The 18,672-nt window shown below is 67.3% G+C and carries 13 protein-coding genes and 1 pseudogene; 12 read left to right on the forward strand and 2 right to left on the reverse strand.

The genetic code is table 11. The annotated features are described in order from the left end of the window. Nucleotides 1–113: 113 nt before the first annotated feature. A pseudogene (locus VT50_RS31080) lies at nt 114–479 on the forward strand (transposase family protein); the annotation flags it as partial. Here the strand turns inward: VT50_RS31080 and VT50_RS40700 are convergent. After that, the gene (locus tag VT50_RS40700) at nt 480–3,191 is read right to left on the reverse strand and encodes an excinuclease ABC subunit UvrA (RefSeq protein ID WP_046089744.1); all 2,712 of its coding nucleotides are present in this window, start codon (nt 3,189–3,191) and stop codon (nt 480–482) included. Nucleotides 3,192–3,424: 233 nt separating this feature from the next. Between VT50_RS40700 and VT50_RS31090 the strand changes: the two genes are divergently transcribed. The 3 genes from VT50_RS31090 to VT50_RS40705 all read left to right on the forward strand — a co-directional run bounded on the left by VT50_RS31090 (nt 3,425) and on the right by VT50_RS40705 (nt 6,135). After that, the gene (locus VT50_RS31090; protein ID WP_046089743.1) at nt 3,425–4,618 is read left to right on the forward strand and encodes an alcohol dehydrogenase catalytic domain-containing protein; all 1,194 of its coding nucleotides are present in this window, start codon (nt 3,425–3,427) and stop codon (nt 4,616–4,618) included. A 171-nt stretch (nt 4,619–4,789) separates the two neighbouring features. Beyond that, entirely contained in the window at nt 4,790–5,797 is a 1,008-nt protein-coding gene (locus tag VT50_RS31095; protein ID WP_206269511.1) for a helix-turn-helix domain-containing protein, read from the forward strand. A gap of 152 nt (nt 5,798–5,949) precedes the next feature. Further along, nucleotides 5,950–6,135, forward strand: coding sequence for a DUF4186 family protein (locus VT50_RS40705; protein ID WP_240529380.1), 186 nt, complete (start codon nt 5,950–5,952; stop codon nt 6,133–6,135). 471 nt (nt 6,136–6,606) lie between these two features. Here VT50_RS40705 and VT50_RS31105 read toward each other — a convergent pair whose 3' ends face one another. After that, complete coding sequence (locus VT50_RS31105; RefSeq protein WP_078840953.1) at nt 6,607–7,869, reverse strand: helix-turn-helix transcriptional regulator; 1,263 nt, start codon at nt 7,867–7,869, stop codon at nt 6,607–6,609. Nucleotides 7,870–7,974: 105 nt separating this feature from the next. On the opposite strand from VT50_RS31105, the gene hxlB reads away from it, so the two are divergent. The 8 genes from hxlB to uvrA all read left to right on the forward strand — a co-directional run bounded on the left by hxlB (nt 7,975) and on the right by uvrA (nt 18,461). Beyond that, a complete protein-coding gene (gene hxlB, locus VT50_RS31110; protein WP_046089741.1) occupies nt 7,975–8,559 on the forward strand; it encodes a 6-phospho-3-hexuloisomerase in 585 nt (194 codons plus the stop codon). A gap of 76 nt (nt 8,560–8,635) precedes the next feature. Further along, nucleotides 8,636–8,824 carry an orotidine 5'-phosphate decarboxylase / HUMPS family protein gene (locus VT50_RS40065; protein WP_206269512.1) on the forward strand — a complete coding sequence of 63 codons (189 nt, stop codon included), beginning with the start codon at nt 8,636–8,638 and terminating at the stop codon, nt 8,822–8,824. Then, nucleotides 8,818–9,105: a beta/alpha barrel domain-containing protein gene (locus tag VT50_RS40070; RefSeq protein WP_206269513.1), complete on the forward strand. Its 288-nt coding sequence runs from the start codon at nt 8,818–8,820 to the stop codon at nt 9,103–9,105. The genes VT50_RS40065 and VT50_RS40070 overlap by 7 nt, the downstream gene beginning before the upstream one ends. Nucleotides 9,106–9,158: 53 nt before the next feature. After that, nucleotides 9,159–10,244: an S-(hydroxymethyl)mycothiol dehydrogenase gene (locus VT50_RS31120; protein ID WP_046089740.1), complete on the forward strand. Its 1,086-nt coding sequence runs from the start codon at nt 9,159–9,161 to the stop codon at nt 10,242–10,244. Then, entirely contained in the window at nt 10,244–10,873 is a 630-nt protein-coding gene (locus VT50_RS31125; RefSeq protein WP_046089739.1) for an MBL fold metallo-hydrolase, read from the forward strand. The genes VT50_RS31120 and VT50_RS31125 overlap by 1 nt, the downstream gene beginning before the upstream one ends. Before the next feature lie 236 nt (nt 10,874–11,109). Next, entirely contained in the window at nt 11,110–13,011 is a 1,902-nt protein-coding gene (nhaA, locus tag VT50_RS31130; RefSeq protein ID WP_046089738.1) for a Na+/H+ antiporter NhaA, read from the forward strand. A gap of 344 nt (nt 13,012–13,355) precedes the next feature. Then, on the forward strand, nt 13,356–15,473 hold the full coding sequence (uvrB, locus tag VT50_RS31135) for an excinuclease ABC subunit UvrB (protein WP_046089737.1): 2,118 nt from the start codon (nt 13,356–13,358) through the stop codon (nt 15,471–15,473). Between the two features lie 99 nt (nt 15,474–15,572). Further along, nucleotides 15,573–18,461 carry an excinuclease ABC subunit UvrA gene (uvrA, locus tag VT50_RS31140; RefSeq protein WP_078840952.1) on the forward strand — a complete coding sequence of 963 codons (2,889 nt, stop codon included), beginning with the start codon at nt 15,573–15,575 and terminating at the stop codon, nt 18,459–18,461. The last annotated feature ends 211 nt before the right edge of the window (nt 18,462–18,672 follow it).

Genomic DNA, 18,672 nt, shown 5'->3' on the forward strand with positions numbered 1-18,672 from the left:
TGCTGGCGCACCTTACGAGGAGATCCCAACATGATCCCGCGTGGACGTCTCCGCTGAGCGGGAGCTGAGGGGCGGACCAAACCGCCGGCCATATATCGTGGAACGATCTTGGTGTGGCTGGTGTGATCACGGCGTCGGAATCTTCCTGGATAGCCCCGTTCTCCGGGTTGAGTCCTCGCGCCTTCGGGAAGCTGGTAACGGTTCTGCGGCGCCGTGGTGTGGACGCGATCCGGAGAGGCCGGCCGTGGAGTCTTCCGTTGGAGGACCGTGCTCTGCTGGTTGCGGCCTACTGGCGCACGAACCTGACCATGCGACAGCTCGCTCCGCTGTTTGGAGTGTCCAAGTCGGCGGCTGACCGGATCATCGACCATCTTGGGCCGATGCTCGCGCTCCAGCCCCGCGAGCGGTTCGCCAAGGACACCGTGCTCATCGTGGACCGCACCCTGGTTCCCACCCGCGACCACACCATCGCCGAGCAGTTAGGTGATCACACCGGCCCCCTGGTCGTCACCACGTACGTCGAACAGTCCGAGCGCGACGGTGAGGTACTTTGCCGACGCCCCAACGCCTCCTTCGGCGACCTGCGCCGGGGTGCCGCTGGCGACGACGGTGCCGCCGTCCTCCCCCGCTCCGGGCCCGAGGTCGATGACGTGGTCGGCCGCAGCGACGACGCGCATGTCCAGCGCGACCATCACGACGGTGTTGCCCGCTTCGACGAGGGTCTGCAGATGGGTGACGAGACGGTCGGCATCGGCGCAGTGCAATCCCGAGGTCGGCTCGTCGAGCACGTAGAGGGTGTCTCCGCGCTGGGCGCGCTGCAACTCGCTGGCGAGCTTGACGCGCTGGGCCTCCCCGCCGGAGAGTTCGGTGGCGGGCTGCCCGAGCCGCAGGTAGCCGAGTCCCACGTCGATCAGCGCGGACAGGGACCGTAGGATCTCTTGCTCGCCGGTGAAGAACGCGTGGGCTTCCTCTACGCTCATCGCGAGGATCTGGGCGATGTTCCGGTCATGCCAGGTGATCTCCAGGGTGCTGGTTTTGTAGCGGGTGCCGTGGCAGTCCGGACACTCGGTGTAGACCGAGGGAAGGAAGAGGAGCTCGACCATTACCGAACCCTCGCCCTCGCAGGTCGGGCAACGGCCGCTGGTGACGTTGAAGGAGAACCGGCCGGGCTTGTAGCCACGGGAGCGTGCTTGAGGTGTCTGCGCGAAGCGGCTGCGTACATGGTCGAACAGGCCCGTGTAGGTGGCTACGTTGGAGCGAGGCGTGCGGCCGATGGGCTTCTGGTCGATGCTGACCACGCGGCGTACGCCAGCCAGATCCCCCTCGATCGCGCCCTTGAGCCTGCCGGCAGAATCGTCCAAGAGCAGCTCGTCGTCCTCGGGGGCCTCATCGACGTGCACGGCGCCCCCCAGGCGCTCGGTGAGCAGCGCGGGCAGTGCCTGGCTGACCAGGCTCGACTTGCCCGATCCGGATACACCGGTCACGGCGGTGAGGGCACCCATGGGGATCGACACGGATACGTCCCGCAGGTTGTTGCGGGTGACGCCGTTGAACTCGATCCATCCGCTTGGCCGGCGCGGCGAGTGCGGGTCGAGACCGCTGCCGCCGAAGAGGTACCCGCGGGTCACCGATTCTTCGACGTCGGCGAGGCCGTCGGTCGGGCCGCTGTAGATGATCCGGCCGCCACGCTCGCCCGCGCCAGGGCCGATGTCGACGAGCCAGTCGGCGTGCCGCATCACGTCGACGGAGTGCTCGACGACGAACAGGCTGTTGCCCCGGCGCTTGAGCCCGTCGAGGATCCCGAGCAGCGCGGTCACGTCCTGCGGGTGCAGCCCCGCTGAGGGCTCGTCGAGCACATATACGACGCCGAAGAGCTCCGAGGTCAGCTGGGTGGCCAGCCGCAGGCGCTGCAGTTCGCCGCCCGAGAGCGTGGGGGTGGTGCGGTCCAGGGAGAGGTAGCCGAGTCCCAGGTCGATGACGGGGCGCAGGCGGTCGATCAGCTCTGCGCCCAGGCGCGCCGTCGTGGCCAGCTTCTCGACCGACCGGTTCGGGGTGCGGCGTACGTCGGGCGCAGCTGTGTGGGCGGATCCGCCGGCGGCGACGCGTTGCTGAACGGCCTGACGGCGCGCGTCGGCGTGGAGGGCCTCGCCGGGGGGCTCTGTTTTGACGGCGGCGTTCACCTGCTGCGAGGCGTCCGCGACGGCCAGGTCCAGCAGCGAGGCGAGCTCCCGCAGCGGCAGGCCCGAGAACTCGGCGATGTCGAGCCCCTCGAAGGTCACGGTCAGGGCTTCGGGCTTCAGCCGCTTGCCGTGGCAGGACGGGCACGGGGCCGCGTCGAGAAACTGGGCGACGCGGCGCTTCATCGAGGCGCTCTTGGTGTTGGCGAAGGTGTCGAGCACGTAGCGGCGCGCCCCGACGAATGTGCCCTGGTAGCTCGGCTCGACGCCGGCCTTGATCGCGACGCGCGCCTCGGGGAGCGTGAGCCTGGAATGGACGGGGACGGAGGGGGCCTCGTCGGTGTAGAGGATCCATTCCCGGTCCTTCTTCGGCAGCCGCTTCCAAGGGATGTCGACGTCGTAGCCGAGCGCCACGAGGACGTCGCGCAACTGGTGGCCGTGCCAGGCCGCCGGCCAAGAGGCGATCGCACGCTGGCGAATCGTGAGGGAGGGATCCGGCACCATCTTCTGCTCGGTTACCTCGTACACGCGGCCGATGCCGTGGCACTGCGGGCAGGCTCCCTGGACGGTGTTGGCGGAGAAGTCCTCGGCGTAGAGCATCGGCTGGTCGTCCGGGTAGTCGCCGGCGCGCGAGTAGAGCATGCGCACCAGGGACGAGAGCGTGGTGAGGCTGCCCACCGACGAGCGGGCGCTGCGCCCTCCGCGCCGCTGCTGCAGGGCGACGGCCGGAGGCATCCCGGTGATCGAGTCGACGTCGGGGACGCCGGCCTGGTCGATCAGCCGCCTGGCATACGGGGCCACCGACTCCAGGTAGCGCCGCTGCGACTCCGCGTAGAGGGTGCCGAAGGCGAGGGAAGACTTGCCCGACCCCGAGACGCCGGTGAAGACCACCGTTGCGTCGCGCGGGACCGTCAGGTTCACGTCCTTGAGATTGTGCTCTCGAGCGCCCCTCACCCGGACGTCGGCCTGAACGGCCGAGGGCGCCCGGAGAGCGGGTGCTGCTGCGTCGGTCATGCCTCAAAAGCTAACAACGCGCGGACCTGTCCGGATTGGAGATGACGTGCTTGGCCGGGATCGTGGCACGCAGTGTTAGTGCGATGGCACGCAGGGCATAGAGGCTCCGATTCCGGCGTGCATACCTTGGGTGGCAGCCCTACGTTGGGAAAGTCGCCGAGGTCGCAAAGCCACCGAAGTGACCGCCGACACTCCCACGGCCGAGTCCTCCTGGATCAGCAGAGGAGATCGTCATGGCAAGCAGCAACCGCGCCGTCACCTTCCAGAACCCGAAGGACATGCGCGTCGAGTCTCTCGACTTCCCGAAGCTTCAGATGCCGAACGGGAAGAAGGCTCCGCACGGAGTCATCCTCAGGATCGTCGCCACCAACATCTGCGGTAGCGACCTGCACATCTACCGCGGGTCCTTTCCGGTGCCCCAGGGCATGGTGATGGGGCACGAGATGACCGGGGAGGTCATCGAGGTCGGCCCCGACGTCGAGTTCCTCAGCAAAGGCGACCTCGTCTCCGTTCCGTTCAACGTCGCCTGCGGCCGATGCCGCAACTGCAGGGCGCGCCGGACCGACGTCTGCGAGACCACGAACCCCAAAGTGGCCTGCGGAGCGTACGGCTTCAACCTGGGCGACTGGACCGGCGGCCAGGCCGAGTACCTGTTCGTCCCGTACGCCGACTTCCAGCTCCTGCGCTTCCCGGACAGGGACCAGGCCATGGCCAAGATCCGTGACCTGGCGCTGCTCTCGGACATCCTGCCCACCGCGTTCCACGGTCTCATGGAGGCCGGTGCCAAGCCGGGCTCGACCGTGTACCTCGCCGGCGCCGGTCCGGTCGGCCGCTGCGGCGCGGCGGCGGCGCGCCTCCTTGGGGCGTCCTGCATCATCGTCGGCGACTACCACAAGGGCCGTCTGGAGCTGATGAAGAAGAACGGCTGCGAGACGATCGACCTGAACCAGGACGCAACGCTCACCGACCAGATCGAGGCCATCCTGGGCGAACCCATGGTCGACTGCGCGGTCGACTACGTCGGCTCCGAGGCACACGGCATCGGCCGTGACGCCAAGGACATGAATCCGGCCTACGCCATCAACCAGGTGATCGACGCCACCCGCGCGGGCGGAGCCACCGGCGTCATCGGCGTCTACGGTCCCGACCCGCTCGCGCAGTCGAAGGCCGAGCAAGAGGGAACGTTCCCGATCGACTTCGGCAAGGCGTGGATCAAGTCGCCGCGGATCACCGCCGGACAGGCACCGATCATGCACTACAACCGCGAGCTGATGATGGCGATCCTGTGGGACCGCATGCCCTACTTGAGCGCCATGCTCGACACGAAGGTGATCAGCCTCGACGACACCCCCGACGCTTACGCGACCTTCGACACGGGAGTGTCCGACAAGTTCATCATCGACCCCCACGGCCTCATTCCCGCCTGAGACCCGCCCTCCCCGGCCCGCAGTCCCCGTTCGGGCAGGCTGCGGGCCGGACCCCAGCCTGGCCCGCATCGGTCGACGAAAGGCCCTGGAGGAGCCTGCGACGTACGCTGGGACAGGAGGCCGTGAGCCTCGGGCAGATCGGCGCGGAGCAGTCAAGAGGAGGGCATGGCCATGGCACAGGATGGCCTGGTGCTGCCGCGCCTGACGTCTTTCTCCACCCGTAGCTGTCCGCGGGGCGACGAGGTCGACTATTGGCGTCAGGCCAGGCGGGAAGCCTACGTGGCGGTCAGGACGGACCCGGTCGGCAGCGCATTCGGAGGCGAGATCAGGCTGGGCCAGTACGCGGATTTCCGTCTGTCCACCAAGCGGGCCCGACCCGAGAAGGTCCGACGCTCGGCCAGCGACATCGCGCAGGGCCGGGAGGACGAGGAGTACCTGTACCTCCTGTTCCAGCTGAGTGGAAACTTGCTCGTCGAACAGGCGGGACGTCGGACGCTCGCGACTCCCGGCTCGCTGGTGATCTACGACAGTGCCCTGCCCTTCTCCCTGTCCGCGAAGGAGTACTACGAGCAGGTCGTCCTCGAGCTGCCCGCCGACAAGGCATTCTCCCTGGCCGGCATGAGCCGCAGCGACGACCTGCTCGCCAGGACGTTCGACTGCGGCGGGGCGATGGGCGCGGTGGCAGCGTTCTTCGTGAACCTCGCGCAGCGCCAGGACGGGGACCGCCTCGGCGCGCACCGCCTCGAGCCCCAGGCGACCGCGCTGGGAACATCCCTCATCGGCCTGACCGCCCCCGGTCAGTGCGGGATGCCCGAGTCGCTGCGCCGCGCCGAGGCGCTGGCCTACATGCGCGTGCATCTGGCGGACCCCGATCTGGACGCCGACGGCATCGCCGCGGGCCTGCACGTCTCCCGCCGCACCCTGTTCCGCCTCTTCGAGGGCACGGGCGAGTCTGCCATGGGGCGCCTACGGTCCCTGCGGCTCGAGCGCGCCCGGGTGATGCTGCGGACACAGCCGGGCAAGCAGGTCTCCACGATCGCGTTGGAGACGGGTTTCTCCAGCTCGGTGCAGTTCTACCGCGCCTTCCGGGCGGTGGCTGGCATGACCCCCGGCGAGTACAGGGAGGCTGGCATCACGGAAGGACCGGCTGCCCCGGTCATCCCGGGCCTGGAGACGTGACGTCCTCGGGCGCGTCTGCAGACGGTGAGAGGACAAGTGGAGCCATGGAGCAGGACCGGCTGGATGTCTCACTGGCATGGATCGCCTGGATCCCCTTCCGCGTTAAGTTCCACTTCCGACCGCCCGAGAGTGAATACGTCGTCTCTCGTAGCATGGACGCCGTTCGGCGGTACGCTCGTGAGCTCATCGACACCCGCCTCGCCCCGGCCCACCAGGTGAAGGACGGCAGGCAGACCCCCTGGGGAGGCCACCCCATCTTCCGAGCCCAGCACGCCACGGCGACCTGCTGCCGCACCTGCTGCAGATTAACCACGGGATCGCCAAGGGACACGAGCTGAGCGAGCGGGAGCACGTCGTCGACCTCATCTGCCGCTGGATCGAGAACGAGTGCCGGGCTGGCCCGGGACCGCCGCCGGATGATCCTCCTCCGGCCCTGTTCTGAATCTCCGGTAGTCCTCGGGCTGGGTTGGCTCTGCCAGTGCCTGGACCGATGACCGACATCGACCGCGGCAACTCACGAATCGACAGGCCCCACGGACAACCCGTCGGTGATTCGGCTGCACTCTCGCGCTGCACCGCGGTCACCAACTTGCTGATGCAGCGCGGCTGATACCGATCGAGGATCCGGGTCAGGGAGGGGGTGTGCGGTCAACGATCTGAAGTCCCATTCCTCTCCCGAGCCCGGAGATCTGCCTGGCCAACCCTCGGGACTGACGTGACGATGGGCTCACGGCTGCATGGAGCGGACTTCCGAAAGCGTGGATCGAGACATCTTTGAGCATCGGATCATCAGCGCACTCGCGACGACGTCATCGCATGCCGGCCTCGGCGGCAAGGGCGGCTGCGGCGGCTCGGGAGGTGACGCCGAGCTTGTGGTAGATCTGGCTGGTGTGAAACTTGACGGTGTTCTCGCTGATGCCCAGTTGCGCGGCGATCTGTCGGTTTCGGCGCCCGGAGGCTAGTAGTCGGAGGACTTCCGCTTCCCGGGGAGCCAGGCCCCACAATTCGGTGGGCTGTTCGGAGGTGTCCGGGGGGTCGAGCGGGATCTGCACTTCGAGGCGGGAGCCCCAGTTCTCTACCGCTTCCAGGTCGAGGCGGCCGCCCAGCGCTGTGGCTCGGGCAGCGAGTTGCCGCAGTGCGGGGCCGGAGCTGTCCATGCTGCCGGGGCCGTCGTCTCGTACGGAGACGAGCAGGTTCCTTCCGTCGCAGTTCCATTGGACCCGGATGCGGGTCACTTCTTCCTGGTCGCGCATCAGGAGGACGGCGCTGCGCACGATGGCTCGTGCGGCATGTGCGACTTCTCCGGGAAGCGCGCGGCCGTCTGCCGGCGGTTCGATGAACTGTATGTGCAGTGCTTCGTAGCGGCTCAGGGGGCGCAGGTGGCTCTTGAGGCGTTCGAAGGCGCGGGTAACCGGCTCCTCGGCGATGAAGGCGGCCAGGTCTGCTCCGCTCCTGGTGCGGATCAGTGCGTCGGCGGCGAGGTCGATCGCCTGGGCGCGGGCTCGGGCATCGTCGAGGTCTCTGCTGCGCAGGGCGGCGAGCACGGACTCCAGGTCGGTGACGTGCCGGTCCGTGAGCTCGGCAGTTACCCGGAGTCTCTCGCTGGTGACTGCACGCGATTTCTGCAGATAGTCGGGTGCTGCCTCGGCAACTTGCCGGGCGATGCAGGCGGCTGCAACGCTCCACACGATCCGTGCGTGGACCGCGCGGTCTTCGCCCGGGAGTTCTTGCACGGGGCAGAGGACGAGCACGGCCCCCGTGTCATCTCCCAGCACCGCCACGTTGCGGGGCAGTCCGCCGAACTCCGCGCGCCCGATCCACTGGCCGCCTGCTGCCCGCTCACGCAGGGCCGCAAGCTCGGCGATGGTCACGTTCTTCGTGATCTCCGGGTCGCCGGCCTTCTTGCGGGGGCGTCCGGTGCAGTCCTCGGTGAAGATCACCAGCGCGTTGTGCGGCCACACGTTGTCGAGGGCCGCGTGCAGTCGGTCGGCCACGCCCTGTAGCGAGGCTGTCGCCACCATGTTCAAACGGGCGGCCAGCTCTGTGCCCATCTGCGTTGAAATGGCATCCATCACCGCTTCAGCATGTCACAGCACCTACCTGGATGGGTAGGTAAGTTGCCCCGAAGGTTGGCTGACGACTACCCGTCCGTTGAGGATGCTCGGTGTGTGAACGAAATGCTCTTGGAATCGCCTCTTCCCGTGCTGCTGTCGTGGAAGGACAGCAGTGCTCTGGTAGTGGCGGAGGCGGCCCGGGTGGTCGAGGCCGTTGACCCCGGGGAAGCCGAAGGTCTGCTCTCCGCCACGACTGCGGCGTCGAGGGTCTTCATTCTTGGGCAGGGACGATCGGGCATCGCTCTGCGGGCCCTGGCCATGCGGCTGATGCACCTCGGGCTCTGCGTCCATGCCGTCGGTGACGCGACGGCACCGGCCATCGCGGCGGGGGACCGCCTGCTGATCGCCTCAGGGTCGGGACGCACCCCCTCAGCGCTGGCTGCGGCCCGGTCCGCCATCGCAGCGGGGGTCGAGGTGGCGGTCATCACTGCTGCTCCGCACTCGCCCCTGGCGTCCCTGGCGCCGACGGTTCTGGTCGTACCCGCGGCCGAGAAGCGGGACCGGTCCGCACAGTCCTCGTCCCAGTACGCCGGCAGCTTGTTCGAGCAGGTGCTGTGGCTCCTCGGAGACGGGCTGTTCCACGCGCTCTGGCAGCGCAGCGGTCTCACGGCCGACGAGCTGTGGGCCCGCCACAGCAATCTTGAATGACCGCCGCGGAAAGCACCCGCAGCACCACGAACGCCTGGGAGATCTCCGGGCGACTCAGCTGGAGGGAAACACCATCATGCGTTTGCAGGTAGCCATGGACCTCCTGAACACCGGTGCCGCTCTGCGGCTGGCCGGTCAGGTCGCTCCCTATGTCGATGTCATCGAACTGGGCACCCCGTTGATCGAGAGCGAGAGCATGTCCGTCATCGTGAACTCGAGGCGCGACTCGCCTTCGACGCCGCCGCCGACCTGGTCACCGTGCTAGGAACGGCCGACGACTCCACCATCAGCGGTGCGGTCACCGCTGCCCGCGCCGCTTCCAAGGGCGTGGTCGTTGACCTCATCAACGTCCCGAACAAGGCCGTGCGCGCGATGGAAGGACACGCGCTGGGGGCGGTGTTCGTCGCCGGTGGTGTCAGCGCATCCACCATCGCGGCGGTTCAGAACTCCGGGGCCCAGATAGCGGTGGCCGGTAGTGCGATCTACAGCGCGGAGGACCCTGCAGCGGCAGCGGCGTCCCTGCGCGCCCTGATCAGTCGTCCCTGACCTGGGCCGGCACAGGACCCTTTCGAACGATCACAACAAGCAAGGTGAGCAACGTGCCCCAGCAAGTCCAGGCAGTCATCGCCCCGGGCAGGAACGAGCCAGTCCGGGTGGAGACGATCACCGTGCCGGATCCCGGCCACGGCGAGGCCGTCGTGCAGATCCAGGCGTGCGGCGTGTGCCATACGGACCTTCACTACAAGCAGGGCGGCATCGGCGATGACTTCCCGTTCCTGCTCGGCCATGAGGCCGCAGGCGTGGTGGAGTCCGTCGGCGAGGGCGCCACTGACGTCGCCCCCGGCGACTTCGTCATCCTCAACTGGCGCGCGGTGTGCGGGCAGTGCCGTTCCTGTCGACGCGGACGCCCCTGGTACTGCTTCAACACCCACAACGCGAAGCAGAAGATGACTTTGAAGGACGGCACGGAGCTCACGCCGGCCCTTGGCATCGGCGCGTTCGCCGAGAAAACCCTCGTGGCGGCCGGCCAATGCACCAAGGTCGACCCCAGGGTCTCCCCCGTCGTCGCAGGGCTGCTCGGCTGTGGCGTGATGGCGGGCATCGGTGCCGCCATCAACACGGGCCAGGTCGGCAGAGGCGACTCCGTGGCCGTCATCGGCTGCGGCGGCGTCGGCGACGCGGCGATCGCCGGAGCCAAGCTGGCCGGCGCGGCAAAGATCATCGCGGTGGACATCGACGACCGCAAGCTGGAGATGGCCAAGTCGATGGGCGCCACCCACACCGTGAACTCTCACACCGCCTCCGCAGTCGGAGAGATCCGTGCGCTCACCGGTGGCCACGGTGCCGACGTCGTCATCGACGCGGTCGGCCACCCCGAGACCTACCGTCAGGCGTTCTACGCCCGCGACCTGGCCGGCACGGTCGTCCTGGTCGGTGTCCCCAACCCGGACCTCTCACTGGAACTGCCGCTCCTCGACGTGTTCGACCGCGGCGGCTCCCTGAAGTCGGCCTGGTACGGGGACTGCCTGCCCTCCCGCGACTTCCCGATGCTGGTCGACCTGCACCTGCAGGGACGCCTCGACCTCGACGCGTTTGTCACCGAGACGATCGGCATCGCCGACGTCGAGGAGGCGTTCCAGCGGATGCACGACGGCGAGGTTTTGCGCTCGGTGATGGTGTTCTGATGGCGGCCTGCATCGACCACCTGGTCACCTCCGGGACGTTCGCTCTCGACGGGGGCGAATGGGACGTCGACAACAACGTCTGGATCGTCGGTAACGACTCCGAGGCGGTCGTCATCGACGCCGCACACGATGCCTTGGCGATCGAGGCCGCGCTCAAGGGCCGTACGCTGCGCGCGATCATCTGCACGCACGCGCACAACGACCACATCGACGCGGCCCCCGCCCTGGCCGAGGCCACCGGCGCACCGATCCTGCTGCACCCCGACGACCTCCCATTGTGGAAGCAGACCCATCCGGACCGGCTTCCCGACGGGGACCTGGCCGATCACCAAATACTGGTGCTCGCCGGAACCTCTTTCAAGGTCCTGCACACCCCCGGCCACTCCCCGGGAGCGGTCTGCCTCTACGCTCCGGCGCTCAACGCGGTGTTCTCCGGCGACACGCTCTTCCGGGGAGGGCCGGGCGCAACCGGACGCTCCTTCTCGCACTTCCCGACCATTATCGATTCCATCGGGGGCAAGCTGCTCACTCTCCCGCCGGCGGTCGCCGTGCACACCGGCCACGGCGGCTCCACCACCATCGGGTCCGAGAGCGGGCACTTGGACGGATGGATCGCCCGCGGGCACTGACGGCTGGAGTTCCCGGCCCGTGCCGCTCACCTTGCTGCCACGAGCCGTGAACGGCCCTGCCTCGGTGGGCGGCATGGAGCAAGACCCCCGAGCCGTCCAGGATCCGCTCCGGGACGAGCAACGCCCGCTCGCCTCGGTGCGGGACCGAGCACAGCCGTGAGCACTGCGCATGGTCAGGAGCTCTGTAATGCTCATTGCACACCGTGCCTTGCGCATCAGACAGGCAGAGACGGAACATGAACACCACCACACTCCCACCTGCCGGCCCTCAGGGCATCGGACAAACTGTGCGTTCCGAGAGCCAGCACTCGCCCCTGCGCGACTTCTTGCGCACCGAAACCGGCAGCGCCGTCGCCCTCATCGTTGCTTCCGTCGCCGCGCTCGTGTGGGCCAATGTCTCCTCCGGCTCCTACGAGCACTTCTGGGAAACGTCGCTGTCCGTGCAGCTGGGTTCCGGCGGCGTCGATCTGGAACTGCGCGAGTGGGTCAACAGTGGGTTGATGGCCGCCTTCTTCTTTGTGGTCGGGCTTGAGGCACGGCGCGAGTTCGACATGGGTGAGCTGCGGCAGAGAAGCCGTATGACCCTGCCACTCCTCGCCGGCCTGACAGGGATGGGCGTTCCCGTTCTGATCTTCCTGGGATTCGCTGCCACCACCGATGCCGGCAGCGGCTGGGGCGTGGCCATGTCGACCGACACAGCCTTCGCCCTGGGCACCTTGGCGCTACTCGGCAAGCGGCTGCCCGAGGCTCTGCGCACCTTCCTGCTGACCGTGGCCATCGTCGACGACATCGTGGCCCTCGCCGTTATCGCGTTCGTCTACAGCAGCAGCCTCTCGTGCCCGGCGCTGCTGGTCGCCCTGGCCATCTTTGTCGCGGTTCTGTGCATCCGCCGCGCGGGGGTACGCCACAGCGTCCCATACGTCGTCCTCGCCGTGGCGATGTGGGTTGCGCTCCTCAAGTCCGGCGTCGACCCGGTCGTGACCGGCCTGGTGCTCGCCATGATCACCTACGCCTACCCCGCCTCGCGCACGGACCTGGAACGCACCAGCGGCCAGTTCCGGCTTTTCAGGGAACAGCCCACCCCAGAACTCGAGCGCTCACTGCGCCAGGGCCTCGCGACGGTGATCTCGCCCAACGAACGCCTGGAACAGATCTTCCACCCCTGGACCAGCTACGTCATCGTGCCTCTCTTCGCCCTGGCCAACGCGGGGATCCACATCACCTGGGCCGGCTTCACGGACGCTCTGACCGCTCCGATCACGCTCGGCATTCTGATCGCTTTCGTTCTGGGAAAGCCGCTCGGCATCGTCCTGTGCGCAGCACTCACCACGTGGGTCAGCCGTGGCCGTCTGCAGCCGCAGGTGGGCTGGGGCGCTGTCCTGGCCGGCAGCAGCGCGTCCGGCGCCGCTTTCACCGTGTCGCTCCTCATCGCCGCTCTCGCTTTCAACGAGGAGCAGCTCACCCAGGCCAAGTACGGCATCCTCGCCACCATCCCCTTCTCCTTCGCCCTCACCTGGTTGATCACTATGGCCATCCGCGCGCTGCCTCAGACGGGACGCGTCCGTGCGCTCATGGGGACCGGGGAGAGCATCATTGATCTCGTCGCACCGGTGGACGAGGAACGCGACCACATCCGCGGCCCCCTGAACGCCCCCGTCACCGTCGTCAAGTACGGCGACTTCGAGTGCCCCTACTGCGCCCAGGCCGAGCCCATGATGCGCCAGCTCCGTGACGACGTCGAAGGAGACATCCGGTTCGTATGGCGTCACCTGCCGCTCGACGATGTCCACCCCTGTGCACAGCTCGCCGCGGAGGCGTCCGAAGCGGCGGCCCGGCAGGACGCCTTCTGGCCGATGCACGACGCCCTGCTCTCCCACCAGGGCGAGCTCAGCCCCCAGGACCTGCTGCGCCATGCCGAGGACCTCGGCCTGGACCTGAAGAAGTTCCAGCGAGACCTCAGGACCCACGCCATCGCCTCCCGCGTGGCGGAGGACGTCGAGTCCGCCGACCGCAGCAGTGCCGTCGGCAGTCCGACGTTCTTCGTCAACGGCCGGCTGCACCGTGGAGCGTACGATCTCGCCACGCTCACTGAGTCCGTCCGGGCGGCGCAGGAACGCGCATCCATCACCGACCGCTGACGGGCTCCTCGGGATCGGGGCCCGGCCGTGGGTCCTGTACCCGAGATGGCCTTGCGCGGGGCCTGACGAGCCGGCCTCTCTATTCACTGGCATCACGTACCGGGATCAGCTCGTTATGGTCCGTGTCCGGTGGTGCGGCGGGCGGTGCCGGGCTTTCCGGTTGCGGAAGTGCAGACATTCTCTGAAAATGGCCCAGCAGACCGGTCGGCGCTTTTAGGGACCGGCCCATGACGTCACGCCCGTGGGCTACCCCTCTTCTCCGCGCGGGTGCGCGGAGAATCTCCCGCTCCTCTCAGGGATTCTCTGGCCGAGCCCTTCACCCGTGCCGGCCTTACAGTGATTTCATGCGTCCTGTCTCTGATATTGAACGTACAGGGGCTCCCTTCGAGGTCGTCAGCCCCTACCGGCCCAGCGGCGATCAGCCGGCGGCAATCGCTGACCTGACCAGACACATCGACGCCGGTGAGAAGGATGTGGTGCTGCTCGGTGCGACCGGCACCGGCAAGTCTGCCACCACCGCTTGGATGATCGAGAAGCTTCAGCGTCCCACCCTCGTAATAGCCCCGAACAAGACGCTGGCCGCCCAACTGGCCAACGAATTCCGGGAGCGACTGCCGAACAACGCAGTCGAGTATTTTGTTTCCTACTACGACTATTACCAACCCGAAGCGTACATCCCGCAGACGGACACCTATATCGAGAAGGACTCCTCCGTCAATGACGAGGTGGAGCGGCTGCGTCATTCGGCGACGAACTCCCTGCTCACTCGTAGAGATGTGATCGTGGTTGCCTCCGTTTCCACGATCTATGGCCTGGGCACCCCGCAGGAGTATGTAGACCGGATGATTCCGCTGCGGGTCGGCGATGAGATCGACCGCGACGAGCTCCTGCGCCGATGCGTCGACAACCAGTACTCGCGCAACGACACGTCCTTCGCCCGCGGCACCTTCCGGGTCCATGGCGACACCGTCGAGATTTTTCCCGTCTACGAAGAACTCGCCATCCGCATCGAGATGTTCGGGGACGAGATCGAAGCGCTGACCACGCTGAACCCCATCACCGGCGAGGTTGTTGGTGAGGAAGAGCAGGTGCACGTCTTCCCCGCCTCCCACTACATCGCGGGCCGCGAGCGGTTGGAGCGGGCCATCGACGGCATCGAAGCGGAGCTCACCCAGCGCCTGGCCGAACTGGAGAAGCAGGATAAGCACCTGGAGGCTCAGCGGCTGCGGATGCGCACCACCTACGACATTGAGATGCTCCGCGAGACCGGCACCTCGGCCGGCGTGGAGAACTACTCCATGCACTTCGACGGCCGCTCCCCAGGAACACCGGGTAACACCCTGCTGGACTACTTCCCGGAAGACTTCCTGCTGGTCATCGACGAGTCCCACGTCACCGTCCCGCAAATCGGCGCGATGTGCGAGGGCGACGCCGCCCGCAAGCGCATCCTGATCGAACACGGCTTCCGGCTGCCCTCCGCCCTGGACAACCGCCCCCTGACGTGGGAGGAATTCCGGGAGCGGGTGGGCCAGACCGTGTACCTCTCGGCGACTCCCGGGGCGTACGAGCTCTCCCGCAGCAACGGTGTGGTGGAGCAGGTGATCCGGCCGACCGGACTGCTCGATCCTGAGGTCGTGGTGAAGCCCAGCGACGGCCAGATCGACGATCTCGTCGACGAGATCCGCACGCGCACCGCGAGGGACGAACGGGTCCTCGTCACCACACTCACCAAGAAGATGTCCGAGGATCTCACCGAGCACTTCACACAACTCGGCATCCGGGGCCGCTACCTGCACAGCGATATCGACACCCTTCGCCGCGTGGAACTGCTGCGTGAACTGCGCGCAGGCGAGTACGACGCGCTGATCGGCATCAACCTGCTCCGCGAGGGCCTCGACCTGCCCGAGGTGTCCCTGGTCGCGATCCTCGACGCCGACAAGGAGGGGTTCCTGCGTTCCGGTACTGCGCTCATCCAGACAATCGGCCGGGCCGCACGGAACGTCTCGGGCCAGGTCATCATGTACGCCGACCGGATCACCCCCGCGATGCGCAAGGCGATCGACGAGACCAACCGGCGCCGCGAGAAGCAGATCGCGTACAACGAGGCCAACGGCATCGACCCGCAGCCGCTGCGCAAGAAGATCAATGACATCGTGGCCCAGATCGCCAGCGAAGAGATCGACACCGACCACCTGCTTGCCACGGGATACCGGCAGGCAGCAGGAGGCGTCACCGTGCCGCTGATGCCCGGACTCGGAGGCCGGCTCACCGAACTCGCCTCTCCGGTGTCCGTTGCCACGGAACGTCCCGCAACCCAGCTCGCCGAGCAGATCGAAGAACTGACGGAGCGCACGCGCGCTGCGGCAGCCGAGCTGCAGTTCGAGCTCGCCGCCCGGCTCCGCGACGAGGTCCACGAGATGAAGAGGGAGCTGCGCAGCATGCAGGAGTCGAACCTCGCCTGACCCAGCAAGCCGCGGCAACGCTGGTAAGACTCAGCACTTTCCCGAACCTGAGGAAGCACCGGGAGCCTGTCACTTCACTGAAGAAAGGTGCGGACTGGCGTGGTTGACCGTCTCATCGTCCGTGGCGCGCGCGAGCACAACCTGAAGACTGTCTCGCTCGATCTTCCGCGCGACTCCCTCATCGTCTTCACCGGCCTGTCCGGATCGGGTAAGTCGTCTCTGGCCTTCGACACCATCTTCGCCGAGGGCCAGCGCCGCTACGTGGAGTCGCTCTCCTCGTACGCCCGCCAGTTCCTCGGGCAGATGGACAAGCCCGACGTGGACTTCATCGAGGGCCTGTCCCCCGCAGTCTCCGTCGACCAGAAGTCGACCTCGCGCAACCCCCGCTCCACGGTCGGCACCATCACCGAGGTCTACGACTACCTGCGGCTGCTGTTCGCCCGTGTCGGCCGACCGCACTGCCCCGAGTGCGGCCGGCCGATCTCGCGCCAGTCGCCACAGGACATCGTGGACAAGATCCTCGCCCTTCCCGACGGAACCCGCTTCCAGGTCCTGTGCCCTCTCGTCCGCGACCGCAAGGGAAAGTTCGCCGAGCTCTTCAACGAGCTGCACACCAAGGGCTACGCCCGCGCGCGGGTCGACGGACAGGTCACCCCGCTCGCCCAGCCGCCGAACCTGAGGAAGCAGCAGAAGCACACCATCGACGTGGTCGTCGACCGCCTCACGGTGAAGAAATCCTCCAGGGTCCGCCTCACCGACTCCGTCGAGGCAGCCCTCAAACTGTCCGGCGGCACGGTCGTGCTCGAGTTCGTCGACCTGCCCGACGACGACCCCGAACGCGAACGCATCCTGTCAGAGCACCTGTACTGCCCCACCGACGACCTCTCTTTCGAGGACCTGGAACCGCGCTCCTTCTCCTTCAACTCGCCCTACGGCGCCTGCCCCGAGTGCACCGGCATCGGCACGCGCAGGGAGGTCGACCCCGAGCTCGTAGTCCCCGACCCGGACAGGTCGCTTGAGGAGGGGGCCATCCACCCCTGGGCACACGGCCACGCCAGAGCCCACTTCGCCCGGCTAGTCGACGCCCTGGCCAACGCTCTGCGCTTCCGCACTGACGTCCCCTTCGCTCGCCTGCCGCAACGGGCCAAGAAGGCCCTGCTCCAGGGCTACCGGCCCCCGATCGAGGTGCGCTACCGCACCCAGTACGGCCGCGAACGCCACTTCACCACGCCCTTCGAAGGCGCGGTGCAGTTCGTGCAGCGGCGCCACCAGAGCGCCGAGAGCGACGCCGGCCGCGAACGCTTCGAGGGCTACATGCGCCAGGTGCCCTGCCCCGCCTGTCACGGCGCCCGCCTTAAACCGATCAGCCTGGCGGTCACTCTGGCAGGCAAGTCGATCGCCGAGGTCTCCTCCATGCAGATCGGCCACTGCGCGATCTTTCTGGGAGAACTGAACCTCACCCCACGCGAGATGAAGATCGCCGATCGCATCCTCAGGGAGGTCAACGAGCGTCAGCGCTTCCTGGTCGACGTCGGCCTCGACTACCTGTCACTGAACCGCGCCGCCGACACCCTCTCCGGCGGAGAAGCTCAGCGCATCCGACTCGCCACCCAGATCGGCTCCGGCCTCGTCGGCGTCCTCTACGTCCTCGACGAGCCGTCCATCGGCCTGCACCAGCGGGACAACCACCGGCTCATGGAAACCCTCGTCCGCCTCCGCGACATGGGCAACACCCTCATCGTGGTCGAACACGACGAGGACACCGTCAAGATCGCCGACTGGATCGTCGACGTCGGCCCCGGCGCGGGCGACCACGGCGGCGAAATCGTGTACAGCGGACACCTCGAGGGACTGCTCGACGACCCAGCCTCCATCACCGGCCAGTACCTCTCCGGCCGCAGGACGATCCCCGTCCCCGCCGCCCACCGGGAACGCGACCCCTCACGGCAGCTCGTCGTCCGCGGCGCTCGGGAGAACAACCTCCAGGACATCGACGTGCCCTTCCCGCTGGGCCTGTTCACCGCCGTCACCGGCGTCTCCGGATCCGGCAAGTCAACCCTGGTCAACGACATCCTCTACACCTACCTGGCCCGCGAACTGAACGGCGCCGCCACCGTCCCCGGACGCCACACCCGCGTAGAGGGCGATGACCTGGTCGACAAGGTCGTGCAGGTGTCCCAGGCACCCATCGGCCGCACCCCACGGTCCAACCCGGCCACGTACACCGGCGTCTTCGACCACATCCGCGCACTGTTCGCGGAGACCATCGAGGCGAAGGTACGCGGCTACGAGCCCGGCCGCTTCTCCTTCAACATCAAAGGCGGCCGCTGCGAGAACTGCTCGGGCGACGGCACCATCAAGATCGAGATGAACTTCCTCCCCGACGTCTATGTCCCGTGCGAGGTCTGCCACGGCGCCCGCTACAACCGGGAGACCCTGGAAGTCCGCTACAGAGGAAAGTCCATCGCCGACGTGCTGGACATGACGATCGAAGAGGCCACCAACTTCTTCGAAGCCATGCCAGCCATCTCCCGCCACCTGCGCACCCTGAAGGAAGTCGGACTCGGATACATCCGGCTCGGACAGCCCGCGACAACCCTTTCCGGCGGCGAGGCCCAACGCCTCAAACTCGCCAGCGAACTCCAGAAGCGGTCCACCGGCCACACCGTCTACGTCCTGGACGAACCAACCATTGGCCTGCACTTCGAAGACATCCGCAGACTGCTGAAGGTTCTCTCCGGCCTCGTGGACAAAGGCAACACCGTCATGGTCATTGAGCACAACCTCGACGTGATCAAAACCGCCGACTGGATCATCGACCTGGGACCCGAAGGCGGCGCCGACGGCGGTCTTCTCGTGGCTGAAGGCACACCCGAGGACGTCGCGACGGTGAAAGCCAGTCACACCGGTGTATTCCTGCGCGACATCCTTGCCGCCAACCGCTCACGCCGCAGCAAAACACCCCTGCAAGCAGCACGCCGAGGCTGACGTCAGAGCGTCTTGCATCGAACGCGGGAGCTGAGGAAATGACACGGAATCTGAGCTTGACTCTGTCGGGGGTCTTGGCGTTTCCCGGTGCGGCAGCATGGTCGACGGGCATGCTCGGGTAGTTCCGCCGTCCGATGAAGCTGTCGAGGTGCCCGTTATCCCTGCGCCCCCGTTCCGGTGAGCACGTTCCGCCTCTGACCGCGCAGATCGC

This window comes from Streptomyces antioxidans, assembly GCF_000968685.2.
Taxonomy (GTDB): domain Bacteria; phylum Actinomycetota; class Actinomycetes; order Streptomycetales; family Streptomycetaceae; genus Streptomyces; species Streptomyces antioxidans.